We start from the raw sequence: 20138 nt of genomic DNA, 5'->3' as shown, positions 1-20138 counted from the left end.
CTTGTAAGATAACGCTATCTCAGCCGACGGAACCTCCAGCGCGGGGCGACGCCAAATCTAGTAGCTGAACCACCCAACCCTCATCCGGAAGGAGCAAACCATGTGGACCAAACCTGCATACACTGACCTGCGTATCGGCTTCGAAGTGACCATGTACTTCGCCAGCCGCTAAGCCTTGCTTGCGCTACGACGCCTCGGCCCGCCGGGGCGTTGTCGTTTTTTGCACAGGGTTTTCGCACAGTTCGGATAGAGAACAGCCATGTACATCCAGATTCTCGGCTCCGCCGCCGGCGGCGGCTTCCCGCAGTGGAACTGCAACTGCGTCAACTGCAAAGGCTTTCGTGATGGCAGCCTGCGCGCCACGGCGCGCACCCAGTCATCGATCGCCCTGTCCGATGACGGCGTGCACTGGATCCTGTGCAACGCTTCACCGGACATCCGCGCCCAGCTCCAGGCTTTCGCGCCCATGCAGCCAGGCCGTGCCCTGCGCGACACCGGTATCAACGCCATCGTCCTGCTCGACAGCCAGATCGACCACACCACCGGCCTGCTCAGCCTGCGCGAAGGCTGCCCGCACCAGGTCTGGTGCACTGACATGGTCCACCAGGACCTGAGCACCGGCTTCCCGCTGTTCAACATGCTCAGCCACTGGAACGGCGGCCTGCAGTGGAACCGCATCGAACTCGAAGGCAGCTTCGTCATCGACGCCTGCCCCAACCTCAGGTTCACCCCCTTCCCCCTGCGCAGCGCCGCGCCACCGTACTCGCCGCACCGCTTCGACCCGCACCCGGGCGACAACCTGGGCCTGCTGGTCGAAGACACGCGCACCGGCGGCAAGCTGTTCTATGCCCCCGGCCTCGGCCAGGTGGACGAGCAGCTGCTGGCGATGATGCACGGCGCCGACTGCCTGCTGGTCGACGGCACGCTGTGGGAGGATGATGAAATGCAACGCCGTGGTGTCGGCACGCGCACCGGCCGCGAAATGGGCCACCTGGCACAGAACGGCCCCGGCGGCATGCTCGAGGTGCTGGACGGCTTCCCGCGCCAGCGCAAGGTGCTTATCCACATCAACAATACCAACCCGATCCTCGATGAAGACTCCCCAGAGCGCGCTGAAGTGGTGCGACGTGGCGTGGAAGTCGCCTTCGATGGCATGAGCATCGAGTTGTAAGGAGGCCTGATGAGCGATGCACTGCCACTGTCGCCCGCCGAATTCGAGCAGGCCCTGCGCGCCAAGGGCGCCTACTACCACATCCATCACCCGTACCACGTGGCGATGTACGAAGGGCGCGCCACCCGCGAGCAGATCCAGGGCTGGGTGGCCAACCGCTTCTACTACCAGGTGAACATCCCGATGAAGGATGCCGCGATCCTGGCCAACTGCCCGGACCGCGAGGTGCGCCGTGAGTGGATCCAGCGCCTGCTCGACCACGATGGCGCCCCCGGCGAGGACGGCGGCATCGAAGCCTGGCTGCGCCTGGGCCAGGCAGTGGGCCTCGACCCGGACCAGCTGCGCTCCCAGGAACTGGTGCTGCCCGGCGTGCGCTTCGCCGTCGATGCCTACGTCAACTTCGCCCGCCGCGCCAGTTGGCAGGAAGCCGCCAGTAGCTCGCTGACCGAGCTGTTCGCCCCGCAGATCCACCAGTCGCGCCTGGACAGCTGGCCGCAGCACTACCCCTGGATCGACCCGGCCGGGTATGAATACTTCCGCACCCGCCTGGGCCAGGCCCGGCGTGATGTGGAGCACGGCCTGGCGATCACCTTGCAGCACTACACCACCCGCGACGGCCAGGAGCGTATGCTGGAAATCCTGCAGTTCAAGCTGGATATCCTCTGGAGCATGCTCGATGCCATGAGCATGGCCTACGAGCTGAACCGCCCGCCGTATCACACCGTCACCCAGCAACGGGTATGGCACAAGGGGATCGCCCTATGAGTTTCGACCGCAAGCAAGTGCCGAACTGGCGCCCCGGCTACCGTTTCCAATACGAGCCGGCGCAGAAGGGCCACGTGCTGCTGTACCCTGAAGGCATGATCAAGCTCAACGACAGCGCTGGCTTCATCGGCGGCCTGATCGATGGCAAGCGCGATGTGTCGGCGATCATCGCCGCGCTCGAAGCGCAGTTCCCTGGTGTGCCCGAGGTCGCCGACGACATCGAGCAATTCATGGAGGTGGCCCGTGGCGAACACTGGATCACCCTCGCCTGAGGTACCGGTCGGCCTGCCCCTGTGGCTGCTGGCCGAGCTGACCTACCGCTGCCCGCTGCAGTGCCCGTACTGCTCCAACCCGCTGGACTTCGCCCAGCAGGGCAAGGAATTGAGCACCGCGCAGTGGTTCAAGGTGATGGCCGAAGCCCGTGAAATGGGCGCGGCGCAGATCGGCTTTTCCGGCGGTGAACCATTGGTGCGCCAGGACCTCGCCGAGCTGATCGGCGAAGCCCGGCGCCTGGGTTACTACACCAACCTGATCACCTCCGGCATCGGCCTGACCGAAGCGCGCATTGCCGCCTTCAAGGAAGCCGGCCTGGACCACATCCAGATCAGCTTCCAGGCCAGCGACGAGCAGGTCAACAACCTGCTGGCCGGTTCAAAGAAGGCCTTCGCGCAGAAGCTGGAAATGGCCCGGGCAGTGAAAGCCCACGGCTACCCGATGGTGCTCAACTTCGTCACCCACCGGCACAACATCGACAAGATCGACCGCATCATCGAGCTGTGTATCGCGCTGGAAGCCGACTTCGTCGAGCTTGCCACCTGCCAGTTCTATGGCTGGGCACACCTCAACCGCCTGGGCCTGCTGCCCACCCGCGAGCAGCTGGAACGCGCCGAACGCATCACCAACGAGTACCGCGCCAAGCTCAAGGCCGACGGCAGCCCGTGCAAGCTGATCTTCGTCACCCCTGACTACTACGAAGAACGCCCCAAGGCCTGCATGAACGGCTGGGGCAGCCTGTTCCTCACCATCACCCCGGACGGCACCGCCCTGCCCTGCCATGGCGCGCGCCAGCTGCCCGTACAGTTCCCCAACGTGCGTGACCACGACCTGCACCACATCTGGTACGACTCGTTCGGCTTCAACCGTTTCCGCGGTTATGAATGGATGCCCGAGCCCTGCCGCTCGTGCGACGAAAAAGAGAAGGACTTCGGCGGCTGCCGCTGCCAGGCGTTCATGCTCACTGGCGATGCCAGCAACGCCGACCCGGTGTGCGCCAAGTCGGCCGACCACGGCATCATCCTCAAGGCCCGCGAGGAAGCAGAAACTGCAACCCTCGCCATCGAAGAGATGACCTTCCGCAATGAGCGCAACTCTCGTGTCATCGTCCGCGGCTGAACTCACTGCCGCCCAGGCCGTCGCCGCCGGTACCGACTTTTCCGACCTCAAGGCCAGCGCCCAGGGCCTGTTCTGGAATGAGTTCCGCCCCGCCGACGGCGCCTGCCGCGTGTGGCACTGGCGTGACCGGCAAGCCCGTTGCCTGACGCCAGATGGCTTCAGCGTGCGCAGCCGGGTCTATGAATACGGCGGTGGCAGCTTCTGCCTGGGTGACGATGCGGTCTGGTTCGTCAACGAGACGGACCAGCAGGTCTACCGCCAAGGGCTGGAGGCTGCAGAACCGGTTGCCTGGACCGGCAATGAACAGTGCCGCTACGGCGACCTGCAATGGCACGACGGCCAGGTGCTGGCGGTCGAGGAGCGCCATGGCGAGTGTGTCGAGCATCGCCTGGTGGCCTTGGCCGATGGCAGCGTCGAAGTGCTCGCCGAAGGGGCCGACTTCTATGCCTCACCCACGCTCAGTGCCGACGGCAAACGCCTGGCCTGGGTTGAATGGGATCGCCCGGCTCAGCCCTGGACGGTGACCCGCCTGATGCATCGCGCACGGCGTGGCGACGGTAGCTGGGGCGCGGCACGCTGCATCGCGGCGGATGACGAATCATTGCAGCAACCGCGCTTCGACACCGAGGGGCGCTTGTACTGCCTGTCCGACCGCAATGGCTTCTGGCAGCCCTGGGGCGAACTCGACGGCCAATGGCAGGCCTTGCCCGCAGAACCTGCGGACCACGCTGCCGCCCCTTGGCAACTGGGCACCTGCACCTGGCTGGCACTTGGGCCGCAAAGCTACCTGGCCAGCTGGTTCGAAGGCGGCTTCGGCAAATTGGGGCTGTATACTGCCGACGGCCCGGTCGAGCGTTTCGCCAGCGCTTACAGCCGCTTTCGCAACCTGGCCATGGATGACCATTACCTCTACGCCATCGCCGCCTCGCCGATCAGCCCCCCAACCGTCATCGCCATTGACCGGTCAAACCACGAGGTCCGCATCCTGGCGGGGGGCGCCGAACTGCTCCCGGCCGAGCACATCAGCCTGCCGCAATCGATGCTCTACGAGAGCGGCGGCGAGTTTGCCCATGGCTTCTTCTACCCGGCGGCCGGCGCTGAAGCCCCCACGCCACTGGTGGTGTTCATCCATGGCGGGCCGACCTCGGCCTGCTATCCGGTGCTCGACCCACGTATCCAGTTCTGGACCCAACGCGGCTTTGCCGTCGCCGACCTGAACTACAGGGGCAGTACCGGCTACGGCCGCGAATATCGCCAGGCGCTGCACCTGCGCTGGGGTGAAAGCGATGTGCAGGACGCGTGCGCCGCAGTAGAACACTTGGCAAGGCGCGGCCTGATCGACGCCGATAAAGCCTTCATTCGCGGCGGCAGTGCCGGCGGCTATACCACCCTGTGCGCCCTGGCTTTCCATGATGTGTTCCGTGCCGGGGCCAGCCTTTACGGGGTGAGTGACCCGGTTGCACTGGGCCATGCCACGCACAAGTTCGAAGGCGATTACCTGGACTGGTTGATTGGTGACCCGCAGTGGGATGCAGAGCGCTATCGGCAACGCACACCGCTGTTGCATGCCGCGCAGATCAAGGTGCCGGTGATTTTCTTCCAGGGTGAGCTGGATGCGGTGGTGGTGCCCGAGCAGACGCGCTCGATGCTCGAAGCGTTGCAAGTGAATGGCATCGAGGCCGAGGGGCATTTCTATGCCGGCGAGCGCCATGGTTTGCGCAAGGCCGAGAACCTGGCGCATGCGTTGGAGGAAGAGTGGAAGTTTTATTGCCGGGTGCTGGTTCAGTGAAGCGTGGGGCCGCGCGGCGGCCCCAACGTATTCAACGTTTGGCGATGATGTACACCGCGTGCACGATCCCCGGAATGTACCCCAGCAAGGTCAGCAAGATATTCAGCCAGAATGCCCCGCCGAAGCCCACCTGCAGGAACACACCCAGCGGCGGCAGAAGGATGGCGATGATGATGCGAATGAAGTCCATGCGAGTCTCTCCTCAAGGGGTCTAAACAGAGACTAGCTGGGCATCGCAGAGGTTCCACAGGTAAACGCCGGGCAAAAAAAACGCCCCGGGCCAAATGAATCAGGCCAGGGGCGATGCGCAGAAACGCCAGACGGTTCGTTGAATTCGTGTTACGCCGAGGCTTCGCGGCGGGCATGCTGTTGTGCATGCAGGCGGGCAAAGGCCCGGGCCAGGCGCAGGAGCATTTCATCGATGTTGCCTTTGCTCACGGTCAGTGCCGGCGAAAAGCGCACCACATCTGCCTGTGGCGCGTTGAGCAAGAGGCCTTCATGCAAGGCTGCCTGCACCAGGTCCTTGGCCCGGTGTTCCTGTAACTGCAGGGCCCAGAGCAAGCCTTGGCCACGCACTTCGCCTTGGCCATAGCGGCCAGCCAGGCGGCTCAGGCCGTCGCGCAGGTGGCGCCCGCTGTCCTCAACCTGCTCGAAAAAGCCCGGCTCCAGTACGGTATCCAGCACGGCCAGGCCCGCAGCGCTCATCAGCGCATTGCCGTGGTGGCTGCCTTCCAGCTCGCCCGGCTCGGCGCAGCAGGCCGTGCCACGGGCCAGCAGGGCCGCCAGCGGCACGCCACCCCCCAGGCCTTTGCCCAGGGTGATGATGTCGGCGCGCACACCATAGGTTTGTTCCGCCAGCAGCGCGCCGCAGCGGCCGATACCGGTCTGCACTTCGTCGAGGATCAGCAGGATGCCCAGTTCACGGCACAGCTTCTCGACGCCTTGCAGGTATTCCTTAGTCGCCGGAATGACGCCTGCCTCACCTTGGATGGGCTCCAGCATGATCGCCACGGTGCGCGAGTCCACCTCAGCGTGCAGCGCCGCCAGGTCATTGAACGGCACCTTGCTGAAACCCGGCAGCCCCGGTTCGCAGCGGTTGCACGGCAACGGGTCGGACGCCGACAAGGTGCCCAGGCTGCGGCCATGGCAGCCCTGGCTGGCGGTGATGATGTGATAGGCGCCGTTGCGGTGCAGTTGGCCCCATTTGCGCGCCAGCTTGATCGCCCCTTCGCACGCTTCGGCACCGCTGTTGAGCAGGTACGCCTGCTCGCTGCCGGTGCTCTGGCACAGGCGGTTGACCAGCGAAAGCAAGCCACGGTTATGAAAGCCTGCACCCGGGTTGATCAGCGCCTGGGCCTGGTTGCCCAGTGCCTTGACCAATACGCTGGGGCTATGGCCCAGGCTGTTGACCGCGCAGCCCTGGGTGAAATCCAGGTAGGCGTGCCCTTCATCGTCCCAAAGCCAGGAACCTTGGCCCCGCACGAACACTTGCGCTGCACGTTCGGTGCTTGGCATCAGCCGCTCGCGGGACAACGGCGGCGCATCCGCCACGATTACCGGCACACGCTTGGGCTCGGCAACTGCGGCAGGGGCCGAGCGGCGCAGGTTGAACAGGTTCATCGGGGCTCCAGCCAGGCACGGAAAAGGGGGGCCAGCGTCCGGTCTTTGTGCCGGCGCTTGATATTTTGTCTTACCTATCAAAAGTGTTTTTCAAACGGGGTAACAATACGTTGATTGATTGCTGTAACCCGCTGTAATACGGCGATAGACTAGGCCTCGGCGGCGTCCGCGGCCATTCCGTTTTTCCAGCTTTTTCGATAAGTGTTACTTATGGATTTTCGCCAACTGCGTTATTTCGTCGCGGTGTATGAAGAGGGTCATGTCGGCCGTGCCGCCGAGCGCCTTTCACTGTCCCAGCCAGCGCTGTCGCAGCAGATCCGCCAGCTCGAACACAGCCTCGACCTGAGCCTGTTCGAACGCAGCAACAAGCGCCTGCTGCCGACCCTGGCCGCGCACACCCTGTACAACCATGCCCTGCCCCTGCTTGATGGCCTGCAACGTGCCCATGAGGCGATGCGCAACTTCAAGGGCCAGTCGTTGCGTACGCTGGCCATCGGCGTGCTGCAGACCGTGCGCCCAAGCCTGGTGCCGCAGCTGCTGGAACGGGTGCGCAAGGCCCAGCCACACCTGGTGGTGCAGATCTATGAGTTGTCAGGCCTGGAAATCGAACGGCGCCTGCTCAATGGCAACCTGGATATCGGCATCAGCTACCTGCCACCACGCCAACCCGGGCTGCATGGCATGCTGCTGTACGAAGATGAACTGCAGCTGGTCATCCCCGACACCCATCCCTTGAAGGACTTCAAGAAGGTGTCGATCAGGCAGGCCGCAGAGTTGCCAATGCTGATGCTCGGCGAGGAATTCCAGATTCGCCAGATCTGGAAGGAACAGCTGGCCAGCCAAGGCCGGCGGCCGCAGGTTCAGGCAGAGATGAACAACATGGGCGGCATTCTCGACAGCCTGGCCCACACCGCGCTGGCCACTATCCTGCCCGGCCGGGCCAAAGATGCCACCGAGGATGATCAGGGTTTGTTGTGGAAGCCGTTGAGCGAGCCACGCGTGCCGCTGAAGGTCGGCCTGGTATTCCGCGATGCCCAGCGCCAGCAGGCATCGGTGGAACTGCTGCGCACGCTGCTCGAGGAGGAGACTGACGCCCGACAACTGGGCGCCTCGCCACTGGACGTGCGCGGCTGAAAACACGCGCACAAAGAAAACCCCGCCGAAGCGGGGTTTTCCAGACTGTTTCCCTGTGACATCCCTATCGCCCCGCCGTCCTGGCAGGAAATCCTTCGTTGTCCCTGTTCTGTCCTTTGCGCTTCCTGCGCAACGTCCATGTACAAAGATTAACCGTGGATCCAATGTGGCACCAGTGGAGAAAAGTCACCACGTCATGTGCGAGAAAGCTTACAAAAAGGACTCATTCAGAAACACGTGTGGCGCTTAGAACTGCTCGGCACCCAGCAAATACAGCGTCTCGCTCCCCGCCATTACCGAAGCTACCAGTGAGTCCACCCGTGGCAACAGGCGCGCGAAGTAGAAGCGAGCGGTGCCCAGCTTGGCCGAGTAGAACGCCTCATCACCCTCGCCGGCCTTGGCCGCGCGCGCCATCAACGCCCACATGTAGGCATAGGCCACATAGCCAAAGGCATGCAGGTACTCCACCGAGGCTGCACCGATCTCGTTCGGGTTGCCCTTGGCCTGTTCAAGCACCCACTCGGTCAGCCCGTCGAGCTTGTCGAGGTAAGTACCCAGCGGCTTGGCAAATTCATCCAGTCCGCCATCAGCGCTGGTAATGAACTGGCGAATCTCGTCAGAGAACACCTTGTAGTAAGCACCGCCACTGGCCACCACCTTGCGCCCCATCAAGTCCAGGGCCTGGATACCGTTGGTGCCTTCATAGATCTGGGTAATGCGCACATCGCGCACCAGTTGCTCCTGGCCCCACTCGCGAATGTAGCCGTGGCCACCGAACACTTGCTGGCCGTGCACCGCACACTCCAGGCCCAGGTCGGTCAGGAATGCCTTGGCCACCGGGGTCAGCAAGGCCACCAGCTCCTCACTGCGCTTGCGCGTGGTGGGGTCTTCGCTGAACTTGGCGCTGTCCAGCTGCATCGCCACATAGGTGGAGAATGCTCGGCCACCTTCGATCAGCGCTTTCATGGTCAGCAGCATGCGGCGCACATCAGGGTGCACGATGATCGGGTCGGCCGCCTTGTCCTTGGCTTGTGGCCCAGTGGGGGCGCGGCTCTGCAGGCGGTCTCGGGCGTAGTCGACGGCGTTCTGGTAGGAACGCTCGGCCGTGGCCAGGCCCTGGATACCCACGCCCAGGCGCTCGTAGTTCATCATGGTGAACATCGCCGCCAGGCCCTTGTTCGGCTCGCCGACGATATAGCCGACGGCTTCGTCGAAGTTCATCACGCAGGTGGCCGAGGCCTGGATGCCCATCTTGTGTTCGATCGAACCACACGTCGCCGGGTTGCGCGCACCCAGGCTGCCGTCTGGGTTGACCAGGAACTTCGGCACCAGGAAGAGCGAGATACCCTTGGGCCCAGCCGGTGCGTCCGGCAGCTTGGCCAGCACCAGGTGGATGATGTTCTCGGTCAGGTCGTGCTCACCGCCGGTGATGAAAATCTTGGTGCCGCTGACCTTGTAGCTGCCATCGGCCTGGGGCTCTGCCTTGGTGCGGATGATCCCCAGGTCGGTACCGGCATGCGGCTCGGTCAGGCACATGGAACCGGCCCACACGCCGGCATACATGTTCGGCAGGTATTGTTCCTTCAGCGCTTCGCTGGCGTGGGCATTGATCGACAGGCAGGCACCGGCAGTCAGCATCGGGTACAGGCCGAAAGCCAGGCTCGAGGCGTTGACCATTTCTTCGACTTGGGCCGAGATCGCCTTGGGCATGCCCATGCCGCCGAACTGCGGGTCGCCGCCCACGCCCACCCAGCCGCCTTCGGCGTAAGTGTTGTAGGCGCCGATGAAACCCGCCGGGGTGCGGACGGCACCGTTTTCCCAGTGGCAGCCCTCTTCGTCAGCGGCGCGGCTGAGCGGCGCGATGGACTTGCTGGTGACCTTGCCGGCTTCTTCCAGCACGGCAATGGCGGTTTCGGCATCGACCGCCTCGGCAAGCTCAGGCAGTTGAGCCCACTGCTCTGCCACGTTGAAGACTTCATTCAGAACGAAGCGCATGTCGCGCAGCGGCGCTTTATAGTCAGCCATGACAACCTCTCGCTAGTCGGGTCGGGGGCGGTCTCTGCGGACCGCGGCACGGGGTTGAATCCAGTGTAACCGAACAACTTTTGCGAGACATAGGGTCATCACGCGACCAAATAGTCACACATGGTCACGCAGTGCGAACCGCCCCGCGCCGTGATTGTTGCCCATGAACCATGACGCAGTTACGCCCCGCGCCCTTGGCGCTGTACAGCGCCTGGTCGGCACTTTTGAGCACCTCCTCCGGGTTGCGGTGCTCAGCCAGGCGTTCGGCCACACCGATGCTGATGGTGACCGAGACGGTGCCACTGGCACTGCCGTGGCGCCGCTGACGCCCGGCGGAATCATCCTGCGGGCGATTGTTCTGGTCGCGCAGGTGCATGGTGTAGTTGGCAATCATCTCGCGTACCGCCTCCACGTGCGGCACGCACTCTTCTGCCGTCTTGCCGGCGAACACCAGGGCGAACTCCTCACCACCATAGCGGTAGGCGCGGCCACCGCCGGTGACCTTGGACAGGCGGCTGGCGACCAGCCGCAGCACCTGGTCGCCGACGTCGTGGCCGTGGGTGTCGTTGAATTTCTTGAAGTGGTCGACATCGGTCATGGCGATCACATAGTTGCGCCCCAGGCGCTGCATGCGTTCGTTCAGCGCGCGGCGCCCCGGCAAGCCGGTGAGCTCATCGCGGAAGGCCATCTGGTAGGCCTCGTGGGACACTGCCGCAGCAATCATCAGCATCACCTGGCTGCACATGATGTTCAGGGTGAACGGCAGGATGAAGGTCTTGGGCAGCATCCAGAAGATACCGATCAAACCGATGATCTGCGCTGCGTGCAACGGCCTTGGCTCACGCAGGTATTGCACTACCAGCAAAATGAACACGCCCATAAACAGTGGGTAAACCATCTGGATCAGGCTCATCCACTGGCCATGCAGCGACGGCCAGCGGATTTCCGCCAGCCAGGCCAGCAGCGCCTCCGGGAAACTCTGCTCCAGCGCCACCGCCACGCTGCCGACGGCGAACAGCACGGCAAAGCGCGCGAGCAGGTCCTGGGCCAGGTGGGTGCGCTCCTGCCAGGCGCCGAACAGCCCGTACAAAGCCGGCAACAGCAGGCACACCAAGTGGAAGATCACCGCCGCGTCCTCGCGCACGCGGCCGTTGTCACGGTAGTAGTCGGTCTGGGTGTCGAGCAGGAAGTAGGCGATGTACACAGCGACCATCAGGAACAGTTCGCGCTGGCGGCGGTACACCGCGCAGTAGGCGCCGCCCAGCAGCAGGACCAAGGTGGGCAGGACGTTGAACAGCGATGTGAAGAAGACGCTGAGGTCTCTCACGTAAGCCGCCGCAAGCCCCGCCAGCAACAGAATCAGCGAAGGCAGGAAGTGGCTCGCGCGTACAGCGTTTAAACGAAACAAGGGTAATCTCCGACCCGGCAGATCAATAATGGCATTGTGCCTTTAGTTCATCGGCAGCGCACATGAATTGATGAATACACCGGTGTGTTAACGGCAGCGAGGGCGGAGGGCTTGAGCTTTTCTTGTAACCGGGTCTTGGGGCGCGCAGCGGCCCGCAAAAATGCAAAAACCCGCCTGCCGGTAAAGGCAGGCGGGTTTCTGTAAAGCCTAGCGGCTTAGTAGGACAGGCCGAAGTGCTCTTCGTCCATCGCCATCAGGTTGTTGGCACCGGACAGCATGGTGGCCACGTGAGTGCGGGTACGCGGCAGGATGCGCTGGAAGTAGAAGCGCGCCGTCTGCAGCTTGGCGGTGTAGAACGCCTCTTCCGACGTGCCGGCAGCCAGCTTCTCGGCGGCCAGGCGAGCGATGTCAGCCCAGAAGTAGGCAAGGCAGGCGTAACCGGAATACATCAGGTAGTCCACCGAAGCCGCGCCCACTTCCTCACGGTCCTTCATGGCGGCCATGCCCACTTTCATGGTCAGCTCGCCCCATTCCTTGTTGATCGCGGCCAGCGGCTCGACGAACTCCTTGACCGCTTCGACGCCTTCTTGCGCCTGGCAGAACTTGTGCACGATCTTGGTGAAGCCCTTGAGCGCCTCGCCCTGGGTCATCAGCACTTTACGGCCGAGCAGGTCGAGCGCCTGGATGCCGGTGGTGCCTTCGTACAGCATGGAGATACGGCTGTCGCGCACGTTCTGCTCCATGCCCCACTCGGCGATGAAGCCGTGGCCGCCGTAGATCTGCACACCGTGGTTGGCCGACTCGAAGCCGACTTCGGTCATGAAGGCCTTGGCGATCGGGGTGAGGAAAGCCAGCAGGGCGTCGGCCTTCTTGCGCTCTTCCTCGTCCTGGCTGTACTTGACGATGTCCACTTGCTTGGCGGTGAAATAGACCATGGCGCGGTTGCCTTCGGCGAAGGCCTTCATGGTCAGCAGCATGCGGCGCACGTCCGGGTGCACGATGATCGGGTCGGCCGCCTTGTCGGGTGCTTTCGGGCCGGTCAGCGAACGCATCTGCAGGCGGTCACGGGCGTACTTCAGGCCGCCCTGGAAGGCCACCTCGGCATGCGCCAGGCCTTGCAGCGCTGTGCCCAGGCGAGCGGTGTTCATAAAGGTGAACATGCAGTTCAGGCCCTTGTTGGCTGGGCCAATCAGGTAGCCGGTGGCGCTGTCGAAGTTCATTACGCAGGTGGCGTTGCCGTGGATGCCCATCTTGTGTTCGAGGGAACCGCAGCTCACACCGTTGCGCTCACCTACGCCGCCTTCGGCATTGGGCAGGAACTTCGGCACGATGAACAGCGAGATGCCTTTGGTGCCAGCAGGGGCATCGGGCAGGCGGGCCAGAACGATATGGACGATGTTGCCGGCCATGTCGTGTTCGCCGGCAGAGATGAAGATCTTGGTGCCAGACACTTTGTACGAACCGTCGGCCTGCGGTTCGGCCTTGGTGCGCAGCATGCCCAGGTCGGTGCCGCAATGTGGCTCGGTCAAGCACATGGTGCCGGTCCACTCGCCGCTGACCAGCTTGGTCAGGTAGGTGTGCTGCTGCTCTTCGGTGCCGTGCGCAGAGATGGTGTTCATCGCGCCATGGGACAGGCCTGGGTACATGCCCCACGACCAGTTCGATTCACCCACCATTTCGCTCAGCGCCAGGCCCAGCGACTCGGGCAGGCCTTGGCCGCCATGGGCAACGTCATGCGCAAGGCTTGGCCAGCCGCCTTCGACGAACTGCTCGTAGGCTTCCTTGAAGCCGGTCGGGGTCTTCACACCGGACTCGCTCCAGGTGCAGCCTTCCAGGTCGCCGACACGGTTCAGCGGGGCCAGCACCTGCTCACAGAATTTCGCGCCTTCTTCGAGGATCGCGTCGACCATGTCGGGCGTGGCGTCCTGGCAACCCGGCAGGCTCTGATAATGCGCCTCATAGCCGAGCAGCTCGTCGCGAACGAAGCGAATATCACGCAAGGGGGCTTTGTAATCAGGCATTGCGATGAACCTCTGTGATGAGTCCGGTGGGGAGACCGCTGATACCGACCAGCTCTTGCCGGCTTTCGGTCAAACAGTTGTTTGAAACTTACGTTTAGGACTGACCGATGTCAAGGAGGGACTATGGTTCCATTTGTGCCGCGAAAGATGGCGTTTATGCCATTGCACGAAATCGCGCCCACAACCGTGGGGGCAGGCGTGCACGCGAACGCGTCAGCCCAGACAAAAAAGCCTGTCTGATCAAACGCATTCGCGGGCAAGCCAGCCCCCACAGGAGGCTGCGCAATGCTTTGGAGAGGGTGCCGAATCAGGCGTAGGTGTCGATGAACCGACCGAGCATTTCGTCGGAAGCCTTGGCGACCTTTGCGCCCAGTTCGACTTCGGTTTTGCCCAGTGCCAGTTGCACGGTGCTGGTGGCAAGGTCCATCTGCTGGCTGCGGTCGACGGCCCGCAGACGCTCGGCCTGGAAGTCGCTGGACTGGCTGGTGGCGGCGCGTTCGACGGTGGTATTGGCGATCTGGCTGGCCGCCTGGTCGACGCGGCTCTGCCCGCTCTGGATAGCGCTGAGGCCCGCGTAGTACGCGGAGCTACCGGTGATTTCCATGTCAAAACTCCAATGACGCTGGATGCGATCAGTGGCAATTAAAGCAGGCCAGGGCCGAAAAGGCCCGTTTAAATCCCTAATAGCTCAGTGCCAGCCAATAGACGTGAGGTATGCAGGCTCAGTCCAGCAGGTCGAGTTGCAGATGCTCCGCTACCGCATCGGCGCTCGCTTGCTTGAGCTTGGGCACCCGCCCCAGGCACGGTGCTGGCAAGCGCTCGGCCAGGCTGGCGAGGTTCTCTTCCAGGCGCGATGTGCGGGGTTCGATGATATTGGCCACCCACCCCGCCAACTGCAGCCCATCACGGGCAATTGCTTCAGCGCTGAGCAAGGCGTGGTTGATGCACCCGAGGCGCACTCCAACCACCAGAATGACCGGCAGCTTCAGGGCAATCGCCAGGTCGGACAGATAGGCGTGATCGGACAGCGGCACCCGCCAGCCACCCGCGCCTTCGACCAAGGTGAAGTCCGCACCCTGGCCCAGCACATGGTGCATGGCCTTCAACAAGGCCGGCACCTCCAGCGCAACACCCGCCTCACGCGCGGCCACATGCGGCGCGATGGCGGGTTCGAAGGCGAACGGGTTGACCTCTTCATACGCCAACTTGACCGAGCTTTCGTCGATCAGCGCCTGGGCATCGGCATTGCGCAGCCCTTTAGCGGTGGCTGTGCAACCGGACGCCACCGGCTTCGCACCCAGCGTACTCAGGCCTTGCAGCCGCGCGGCATGCAGCAGCCCGGCGGCAATGGTGGTCTTGCCGACATCGGTATCGGTCCCCGCGATGAAATAGGCCTGGCTCATGTCGCTCCTCTCACGCCTGTGGCTTGCGCAACACACCATAGACCACCTGATAGGTGGCTGGCAGCCCTTGCGGTTGACGGAATGCTTCGTACGCCTGCAGCAACCCCTGCATACGGGCGCGGCCGGTCAGGCCTGACGGGCGGCCAGGGTTGAGGTTGTGGGCGCCAAGCGCCTTGAGTTCATGGGTAAGGCCGCGCACATGCGGGTAGTGGAGCACGTGCGCCTGCCGCTGCAGGCCAAGCTGTTCCAGGCCACTGGCCGCGCACAGCCGCTGGTAGTCCTCGAAGCGGCGAAAGCGGTTGACGTGCACCATGCCATCCACGGCTTGCCAACTGGCGCGCAACTCATCGAGGGTGCCGACACACAGGCTGCTGAAGGCCAGTACCCCCCCCGGGCGCAATACCCGGCGTGCTTCGTCCAGCACGCTGGCGAACTGCCCGCACCACTGAACGGCCAGGCTGGAGAACACCAGGTCGACGCTCTCATCGCGCAGCGGCAGGCGCTCGGCATCGCCCGCCACGTGATATTGCGCCCCACCCTGCTCGCCACGCGCGTGTCGCAACATGCCCTCGGCGATGTCCACGGCCACGCCATTTGCAGGCGCAAAGCGCTCGGCCAGCACCCGGCTGAAGTATCCAGTGCCACTGCCCAGGTCGAGCCAGCGCGCTGGCAGCAGTTCGTCCGGCAACTGCTCCAGCAGGCTCACGCCCACCGCGCGCTGCAGGGCCGCCACGCTGTCGTAGCTGGCCGCCGCACGGGAAAACGAAGCCGCCACTTGGCGCTTGTCCGGCAGCACGCCGGGCAGGGTTGGACGGGAAAGGTCAGTCATCGCCACTCTCATGCAGGAATATCTTGATGCCCGCCGCCAGCTCCTGTGGGTATTCCAGCAGGAAGGCGTGGGAACTGTCTTCAACCAGCCCGACCTCCACGTCAGGCATCAACTCGCTCAGCGCTTTGGCCGCCTCGGCCGGGACCAATGCATCGCCGCCGGCGAACACGTGCAATTGCGGACCTCCGTAGGCCTGCAGTGCCTCACGGGTATCCAGCTGGGCCAATACTTCCAGCCCGGTGGCGAGGTACAACGGGTCGGTGTCCGGCACACCAACGCCCAGCTGGCGTAGCAGGGTGCGCGGCTGCAGGGCGCCGTCGCTGCACAAGCTGCGGAAACGCTTGAGGGTCACGGAGGTATGGCTGCGGCAGCCATCAAGGAAGGTCCCGAAGGTGTCATCGGCCATGCCGTATGGCCAATCGGCACGGGCCACGAAGCTTGGGTTGCTGGCCAAGGTCAACAGCCCGCAACAATGGTCGCCGCGCTTGCGCGCAAGTTCGCTGGCGAGCATGCCGCCCAGCGACCAGCCGCCCAGCCAGGTATCACTGGGCAACTTGCGGTCAAGGTGGTCGACCCACGCCTGTACATCGGCGTCGGCCAGCTCCGGCAGGGGCATCAGTTCGACCTGCAGGCGGGCGTCCTGGGCACGCAGGCTAGCTGCCAACGGCTCCAGCGCCGCAGTACCCAGCCCCCAGCCAGGTAGAAGGATCAGTCGGTTACGCATCGGCGGCCTCCAGCTGTGGATAACACTCGGCCAATGCATTCAACAATAGCTGCACCTGCGCCTCGCTGTGCGCGGCACTCAAGGTTACCCGCAAGCGTGCGCTTCCCGCAGGCACGGTGGGCGGGCGAATGGCGGTGACCAGCAGGCCACGTTCGCGCAACATCTGCGACAGCCGCAGCGCTTGTGCGCTGTCGCCAATGAGGATGGGCTGGATCGGCGTCGGGCTGTCCATCAGTGTCAGGCCGATGTCTTCGGCACCCAGGCGGAACTGGCGGATCAACGCGCCCAGGTGCTCACGGCGCCAGGTTTCGCGGCGCAGCAGCTCCAGGCTTTTGAGTGTCGCGCAGGCGAGGGCCGGTGGCTGGCTGGTGGTGTAGATGTAGGGCCGGGCAAACTGCACCAACGCTTCGATCAACGCCTCGCTGCCGGCAACAAACGCACCTGCTGTTCCGCAGGCCTTGCCCAGTGTGCCGATCAGCACAGGCACATCGTCGATGCCCAGGCCGAAGTGCTCGACGATACCGCCGCCCTGCACACCCAAGGTGCCGAGGCCGTGCGCGTCGTCGACCATCAACCAGGCGCCGCGTGCACGTGCGACCTCAGCCAATGCCGGCAAGTCGGCAAGGTCGCCGTCCATGCTGAACACCCCGTCGGTCACCACTAGAGTATTGCCGGTGGCTTTGTCCAGGCGTTTGGCCAGGCTGGCCGCATCGTTATGCAGGTAACGGTTGAAGCGGGCGCCGCTAAGCAAGCCCCCGTCCAGCAACGAGGCGTGATTCAGGCGGTCCTGCAGCACCGTGTCGCCCTGCCCCACCAGCGCAGTGATGGCGCCAAGGTTGGCCATGTAGCCGGTGGAAAACAACAGCGCGCGCGGGCGGCCGGTCAACTCGGCCAACGCCTCCTCGACCTGATGGTGCGGGGTGCTGTGGCCGATGACCAGATGCGAGGCGCCGCCACCGACGCCCCAGCGCTCGGCGCCAGCCTGCCAGGCGGCGATCACCTCTGGGTGGTTGGCCAGGCCAAGGTAATCATTGCTGCAGAAGGCCAGCAAGGGCTGGCCATCGACCACCACGTGCGGCCCTTGTGGGCTCTGGAGCAGTGGCCGCTGCCGATACAGGTCTGCGGCGCGCCGTTCGGCCAGGCGCCCCGCCAGATCGAAGGCCATGTCAGGCCGTTGCTGCGTTATAGAACAGCTCGCTGCTGCGTTGCTCGACCAGCGCCTGCTCGATGGCGGCCTGGTGCACTTCGTCGGCATGCTCTTCGCGCGCTTCGGGCTTGATGCCCAGGCGAGCGAACAGCTGCATGTCCTTGTCGGCCTGCGGGTTGGCGGTGGTCAGCAGTTTTTCGCCGTAGAAGATCGAGTTGGCGCCGGCCATGAAGGCCAGGGCCTGCATCTGCTCGTTCATCTGCTCGCGGCCAGCGGACAGGCGCACGTGCGACTTGGGCATCAGCAACCGCGCGACCGCCAGCATGCGGATGAAGTCGAACGGATCGACGTCCTCTTCCTCGGCCAGCGGCGTACCGGCCACTTTCACCAGCATGTTGATCGGCACCGACTCCGGGTGCTCGGGCAGGTTGGCCAACTGGATCAGCAGGCCCGCACGGTCGTCCAGCGACTCGCCCATGCCCAGGATGCCACCGGAGCAAATCTTCATCCCGGCATCGCGCACATACGCCAAGGTCTGCAGGCGCTCGCTGTAGGTGCGGGTGGTGATGATGCTGCTGTAGAACTCCGGCGAGGTGTCGAGGTTGTGGTTGTAGTAGTCAAGGCCGGCCTGGGCCAGGGCCTGGGTCTGATCCTGGTCGAGCTTGCCGAGGGTCATGCAGGTTTCCAGGCCCATGGCCTTCACCCCTTTGACCATCTCCAGCACGTAGGGCATGTCCTTGGCCGACGGGTGTTTCCAGGCCGCGCCCATGCAGAAGCGGGTCGAACCGATGGCCTTGGCCCGCGCGGCTTCTTCCAGCACCTTCTGCACTTCCATCAGCTTCTGTTTTTCAAGCCCGGTGTTGTAGTGGCCGGACTGAGGACAATATTTGCAATCTTCCGGGCAGGCGCCGGTCTTGATCGACAGCAGCGTCGAGACCTGCACGCGGTTAGGGTCGAAATGCGCGCGGTGCACGGTTTGCGCCTGGAACAGCAAGTCATTGAACGGTTGCTGGAACAGGGCCTTGACCTCGGCCAGGGACCAGTCGTGACGTGTTGTTGCAGTTGTGCTGGCGCTCATCGGCGTTTCCTTGTTTAGGCTGTAGCTGGCGCCGGGACAGGAATGCCCGCTAGCGCATCACGGATAGCTCGCATAGTCATGGATGGCCTATGAACTGTCAACCTTGGTTAAAAACACTGGTTTACAAGTGTATAAATATTGATCACGCCTGCTTGTTGTGCGATGAGGCTGCCGAACAGCCCTACCCTTTATGCGTGGCATGCGAGCAGGAGCTGCCCTGGCTAAGTGAATATTGCCTGCGCTGCGCGCTGCCGCTGCCAATGGCCGGTTTGACCTGCGCCCAGTGCAGCCGCCGCGCGCCGGCATTCGAACAGGTCATCGCGCTGTGGCACTACGGTTATCCCGTGGATGCGTTGATCAGCCGTTTCAAGCACAACCGGCAGTGGCCACTGGGGCGGTTGATGGCCGAAATGTTCAGCCATGGTCTGCAGCATCGGTATGCCGAGGGCCTGAGCACACCTGACCTGTTGTTGCCGGTGCCGCTGGCCAGGCGTCGACAGCGCGAACGTGGCTTCAACCAGGCCGGCATGTTGGCGCGCTGGTTGTCGAACGCGCTGGCAATCGACTGCGACGAGCGACAACTGCTGCGCACACGCGAAACACCCGCGCAACAAAGCCTGGATGCCAAGGCGCGTCGGCGTAATTTGCAGCAGGCCTTTGCCCTGTTCGACGAAGGCGCACTCAAGGGCCTGCACGTGGCCGTGGTCGATGACGTGCTGACCACCGGCGCCACCGCGCAAGCCATCGCTGCCCTGCTGCGCAGCGCCGGTGCGCGCCGGGTCGATGTGTATTGCCTGGCACGCACGGCAAAACCGGGGCAAGCTTGACGGGTCAGTCTCAGATAGGCGCCATCATGTCCCTGCCCGCTCTCCTCACCCAGCACATCGCCCGCCGCCCGCAACGCATCGCCTTGCTCCAGCACATTGCCGAACAAGGCTCGATCACCCGCGCTGCCAAGGCGGCTGGCATCAGCTACAAAGCCGCCTGGGACGCCATCGACGAACTCAATAACCTGGCCAGCCAGCCGCTGGTCGAGCGCAGCACCGGCGGGCGCGGCGGCGGTGGTGCACGGCTGTCGGCCGAAGGCGAGCGGGTGCTGCGCCTGTACCAACGCTTGCAGGCCTTGCAGGCACAGATCCTGGAAGCCGCCGAAGAGTCCAGCGACCTCGACCTGCTCGGGCGCCTGATGCTGCGCACCAGCGCCCGCAACCAGTTGCAAGGCCAGGTCAGTGGCCTGCGCCGTGAAGGCCGGCATGACCGGGTGAGCCTGGCACTGGGCGGCGGGCTGGAAATCGAGGCGCTGATCACCCACGACAGTACCGCGCGCCTGGAGCTGACGCTGGGCACCATGGTGGTGGCCCTGCTCAAGGCCGGGTGGGTGCAACTGCTGGGTGCCGCAGAGGTACCCGAGGCCAGCGGTAATGTGTTGAAAGCGACCGTCGAAGAGGTGTTGGCAGACGGTCATGATCCCAGCGAAGTGCGGCTGGCGCTGGGTAATGGGCAGACTTTGTGCGGTTTTGCCGAAGCGCAATGGCTGGTGCGCGAAGCGGTGGCGGCAGGCAGCGAAGTCCGGGTGCAGTTCCATCCCTCCAACGTATTGCTCGGGGTGCCGGTGTAGGTTGCCCGCACGGC

Annotated in this window: 20 protein-coding genes; 9 read left to right on the top strand and 11 right to left on the bottom strand. The window is 63.9% G+C overall.

Annotated elements, in window-relative coordinates; genetic code table 11:
* Positions 1–100: 100 nt before the first annotated feature.
* From pqqA to ACIPIJ_RS17375, 6 genes are all read left to right on the top strand, one after another.
* On the top strand, positions 101–172 hold the full coding sequence (gene pqqA / locus ACIPIJ_RS17400) for a pyrroloquinoline quinone precursor peptide PqqA (protein ID WP_008365141.1): 72 nt from the start codon (positions 101–103) through the stop codon (positions 170–172).
* A gap of 87 nt (positions 173–259) precedes the next feature.
* Entirely contained in the window at positions 260–1171 is a 912-nt protein-coding gene (gene pqqB / locus ACIPIJ_RS17395; protein ID WP_401078809.1) for a pyrroloquinoline quinone biosynthesis protein PqqB, read from the top strand.
* A gap of 9 nt (positions 1172–1180) precedes the next feature.
* Positions 1181–1936, top strand: a complete 756-nt coding sequence (pqqC, locus tag ACIPIJ_RS17390; protein WP_387530411.1) for a pyrroloquinoline-quinone synthase PqqC — start codon at positions 1181–1183, stop codon at positions 1934–1936.
* The gene (pqqD, locus tag ACIPIJ_RS17385; RefSeq protein ID WP_401078805.1) at positions 1933–2208 is read left to right on the top strand and encodes a pyrroloquinoline quinone biosynthesis peptide chaperone PqqD; all 276 of its coding nucleotides are present in this window, start codon (positions 1933–1935) and stop codon (positions 2206–2208) included. Before pqqC ends, pqqD begins: the two co-directional genes overlap by 4 nt.
* Complete coding sequence (pqqE, locus tag ACIPIJ_RS17380) at positions 2180–3328, top strand: pyrroloquinoline quinone biosynthesis protein PqqE (protein ID WP_401078802.1); 1149 nt, start codon at positions 2180–2182, stop codon at positions 3326–3328. The genes pqqD and pqqE overlap by 29 nt, the downstream gene beginning before the upstream one ends.
* Positions 3294–5117, top strand: a complete 1824-nt coding sequence (locus ACIPIJ_RS17375; protein ID WP_401078799.1) for a prolyl oligopeptidase family serine peptidase — start codon at positions 3294–3296, stop codon at positions 5115–5117. Before pqqE ends, ACIPIJ_RS17375 begins: the two co-directional genes overlap by 35 nt.
* Before the next feature lie 31 nt (positions 5118–5148).
* Here ACIPIJ_RS17375 and ACIPIJ_RS17370 read toward each other — a convergent pair whose 3' ends face one another.
* A complete protein-coding gene (locus tag ACIPIJ_RS17370) occupies positions 5149–5307 on the bottom strand; it encodes a YqaE/Pmp3 family membrane protein (RefSeq protein WP_003177654.1) in 159 nt (52 codons plus the stop codon).
* Between the two features lie 149 nt (positions 5308–5456).
* Positions 5457–6737 (bottom strand): aspartate aminotransferase family protein, encoded by a 1281-nt coding sequence (locus ACIPIJ_RS17365; RefSeq protein ID WP_401078796.1) that lies wholly within the window; start codon positions 6735–6737, stop codon positions 5457–5459.
* 210 nt (positions 6738–6947) lie between these two features.
* On the opposite strand from ACIPIJ_RS17365, the gene ACIPIJ_RS17360 reads away from it, so the two are divergent.
* On the top strand, positions 6948–7871 hold the full coding sequence (locus ACIPIJ_RS17360) for a LysR family transcriptional regulator (RefSeq protein WP_401078793.1): 924 nt from the start codon (positions 6948–6950) through the stop codon (positions 7869–7871).
* 246 nt (positions 7872–8117) lie between these two features.
* Here ACIPIJ_RS17360 and ACIPIJ_RS17355 read toward each other — a convergent pair whose 3' ends face one another.
* The 9 genes from ACIPIJ_RS17355 to bioB form a co-directional block, all read right to left on the bottom strand.
* Positions 8118–9896 (bottom strand): acyl-CoA dehydrogenase C-terminal domain-containing protein, encoded by a 1779-nt coding sequence (locus ACIPIJ_RS17355; RefSeq protein ID WP_401078790.1) that lies wholly within the window; start codon positions 9894–9896, stop codon positions 8118–8120.
* Positions 9897–10020: 124 nt separating this feature from the next.
* Positions 10021–11304 carry a diguanylate cyclase gene (locus tag ACIPIJ_RS17350; RefSeq protein WP_401078787.1) on the bottom strand — a complete coding sequence of 428 codons (1284 nt, stop codon included), beginning with the start codon at positions 11302–11304 and terminating at the stop codon, positions 10021–10023.
* Positions 11305–11519: 215 nt separating this feature from the next.
* Positions 11520–13325 carry a phenylacyl-CoA dehydrogenase gene (locus ACIPIJ_RS17345; protein WP_401078785.1) on the bottom strand — a complete coding sequence of 602 codons (1806 nt, stop codon included), beginning with the start codon at positions 13323–13325 and terminating at the stop codon, positions 11520–11522.
* Between the two features lie 307 nt (positions 13326–13632).
* Positions 13633–13929 (bottom strand): pyrroloquinoline quinone biosynthesis protein PqqE, encoded by a 297-nt coding sequence (locus ACIPIJ_RS17340; protein WP_401078782.1) that lies wholly within the window; start codon positions 13927–13929, stop codon positions 13633–13635.
* 118 nt (positions 13930–14047) lie between these two features.
* The gene (gene bioD, locus ACIPIJ_RS17335; protein ID WP_401078779.1) at positions 14048–14728 is read right to left on the bottom strand and encodes a dethiobiotin synthase; all 681 of its coding nucleotides are present in this window, start codon (positions 14726–14728) and stop codon (positions 14048–14050) included.
* A 10-nt stretch (positions 14729–14738) separates the two neighbouring features.
* Positions 14739–15557, bottom strand: a complete 819-nt coding sequence (gene bioC, locus ACIPIJ_RS17330) for a malonyl-ACP O-methyltransferase BioC (RefSeq protein WP_401078777.1) — start codon at positions 15555–15557, stop codon at positions 14739–14741.
* Positions 15550–16281, bottom strand: coding sequence for an alpha/beta fold hydrolase (locus ACIPIJ_RS17325; RefSeq protein WP_401078774.1), 732 nt, complete (start codon positions 16279–16281; stop codon positions 15550–15552). The genes bioC and ACIPIJ_RS17325 overlap by 8 nt, the downstream gene beginning before the upstream one ends.
* Positions 16274–17446 carry an 8-amino-7-oxononanoate synthase gene (bioF, locus tag ACIPIJ_RS17320; protein ID WP_401078771.1) on the bottom strand — a complete coding sequence of 391 codons (1173 nt, stop codon included), beginning with the start codon at positions 17444–17446 and terminating at the stop codon, positions 16274–16276. The genes ACIPIJ_RS17325 and bioF overlap by 8 nt, the downstream gene beginning before the upstream one ends.
* Position 17447: 1 nt before the next feature.
* A complete protein-coding gene (bioB, locus tag ACIPIJ_RS17315) occupies positions 17448–18506 on the bottom strand; it encodes a biotin synthase BioB (protein ID WP_401078768.1) in 1059 nt (352 codons plus the stop codon).
* A gap of 89 nt (positions 18507–18595) precedes the next feature.
* On the opposite strand from bioB, the gene ACIPIJ_RS17310 reads away from it, so the two are divergent.
* Both ACIPIJ_RS17310 and ACIPIJ_RS17305 read left to right on the top strand, forming a co-directional pair.
* Entirely contained in the window at positions 18596–19333 is a 738-nt protein-coding gene (locus tag ACIPIJ_RS17310) for a ComF family protein (protein WP_401078765.1), read from the top strand.
* Positions 19334–19359: 26 nt separating this feature from the next.
* Positions 19360–20124 (top strand): TOBE domain-containing protein, encoded by a 765-nt coding sequence (locus tag ACIPIJ_RS17305; RefSeq protein WP_401078762.1) that lies wholly within the window; start codon positions 19360–19362, stop codon positions 20122–20124.
* Positions 20125–20138 lie beyond the last annotated feature (14 nt).

Origin of the sequence: Pseudomonas sp. NPDC087185 (assembly GCF_044744955.1) — a bacterium.
Taxonomy (GTDB): domain Bacteria; phylum Pseudomonadota; class Gammaproteobacteria; order Pseudomonadales; family Pseudomonadaceae; genus Aquipseudomonas.
The sequence above is the reverse complement of the archived record's forward strand: the minus strand, read 5'-3'. Positions and strand labels throughout refer to the sequence as shown.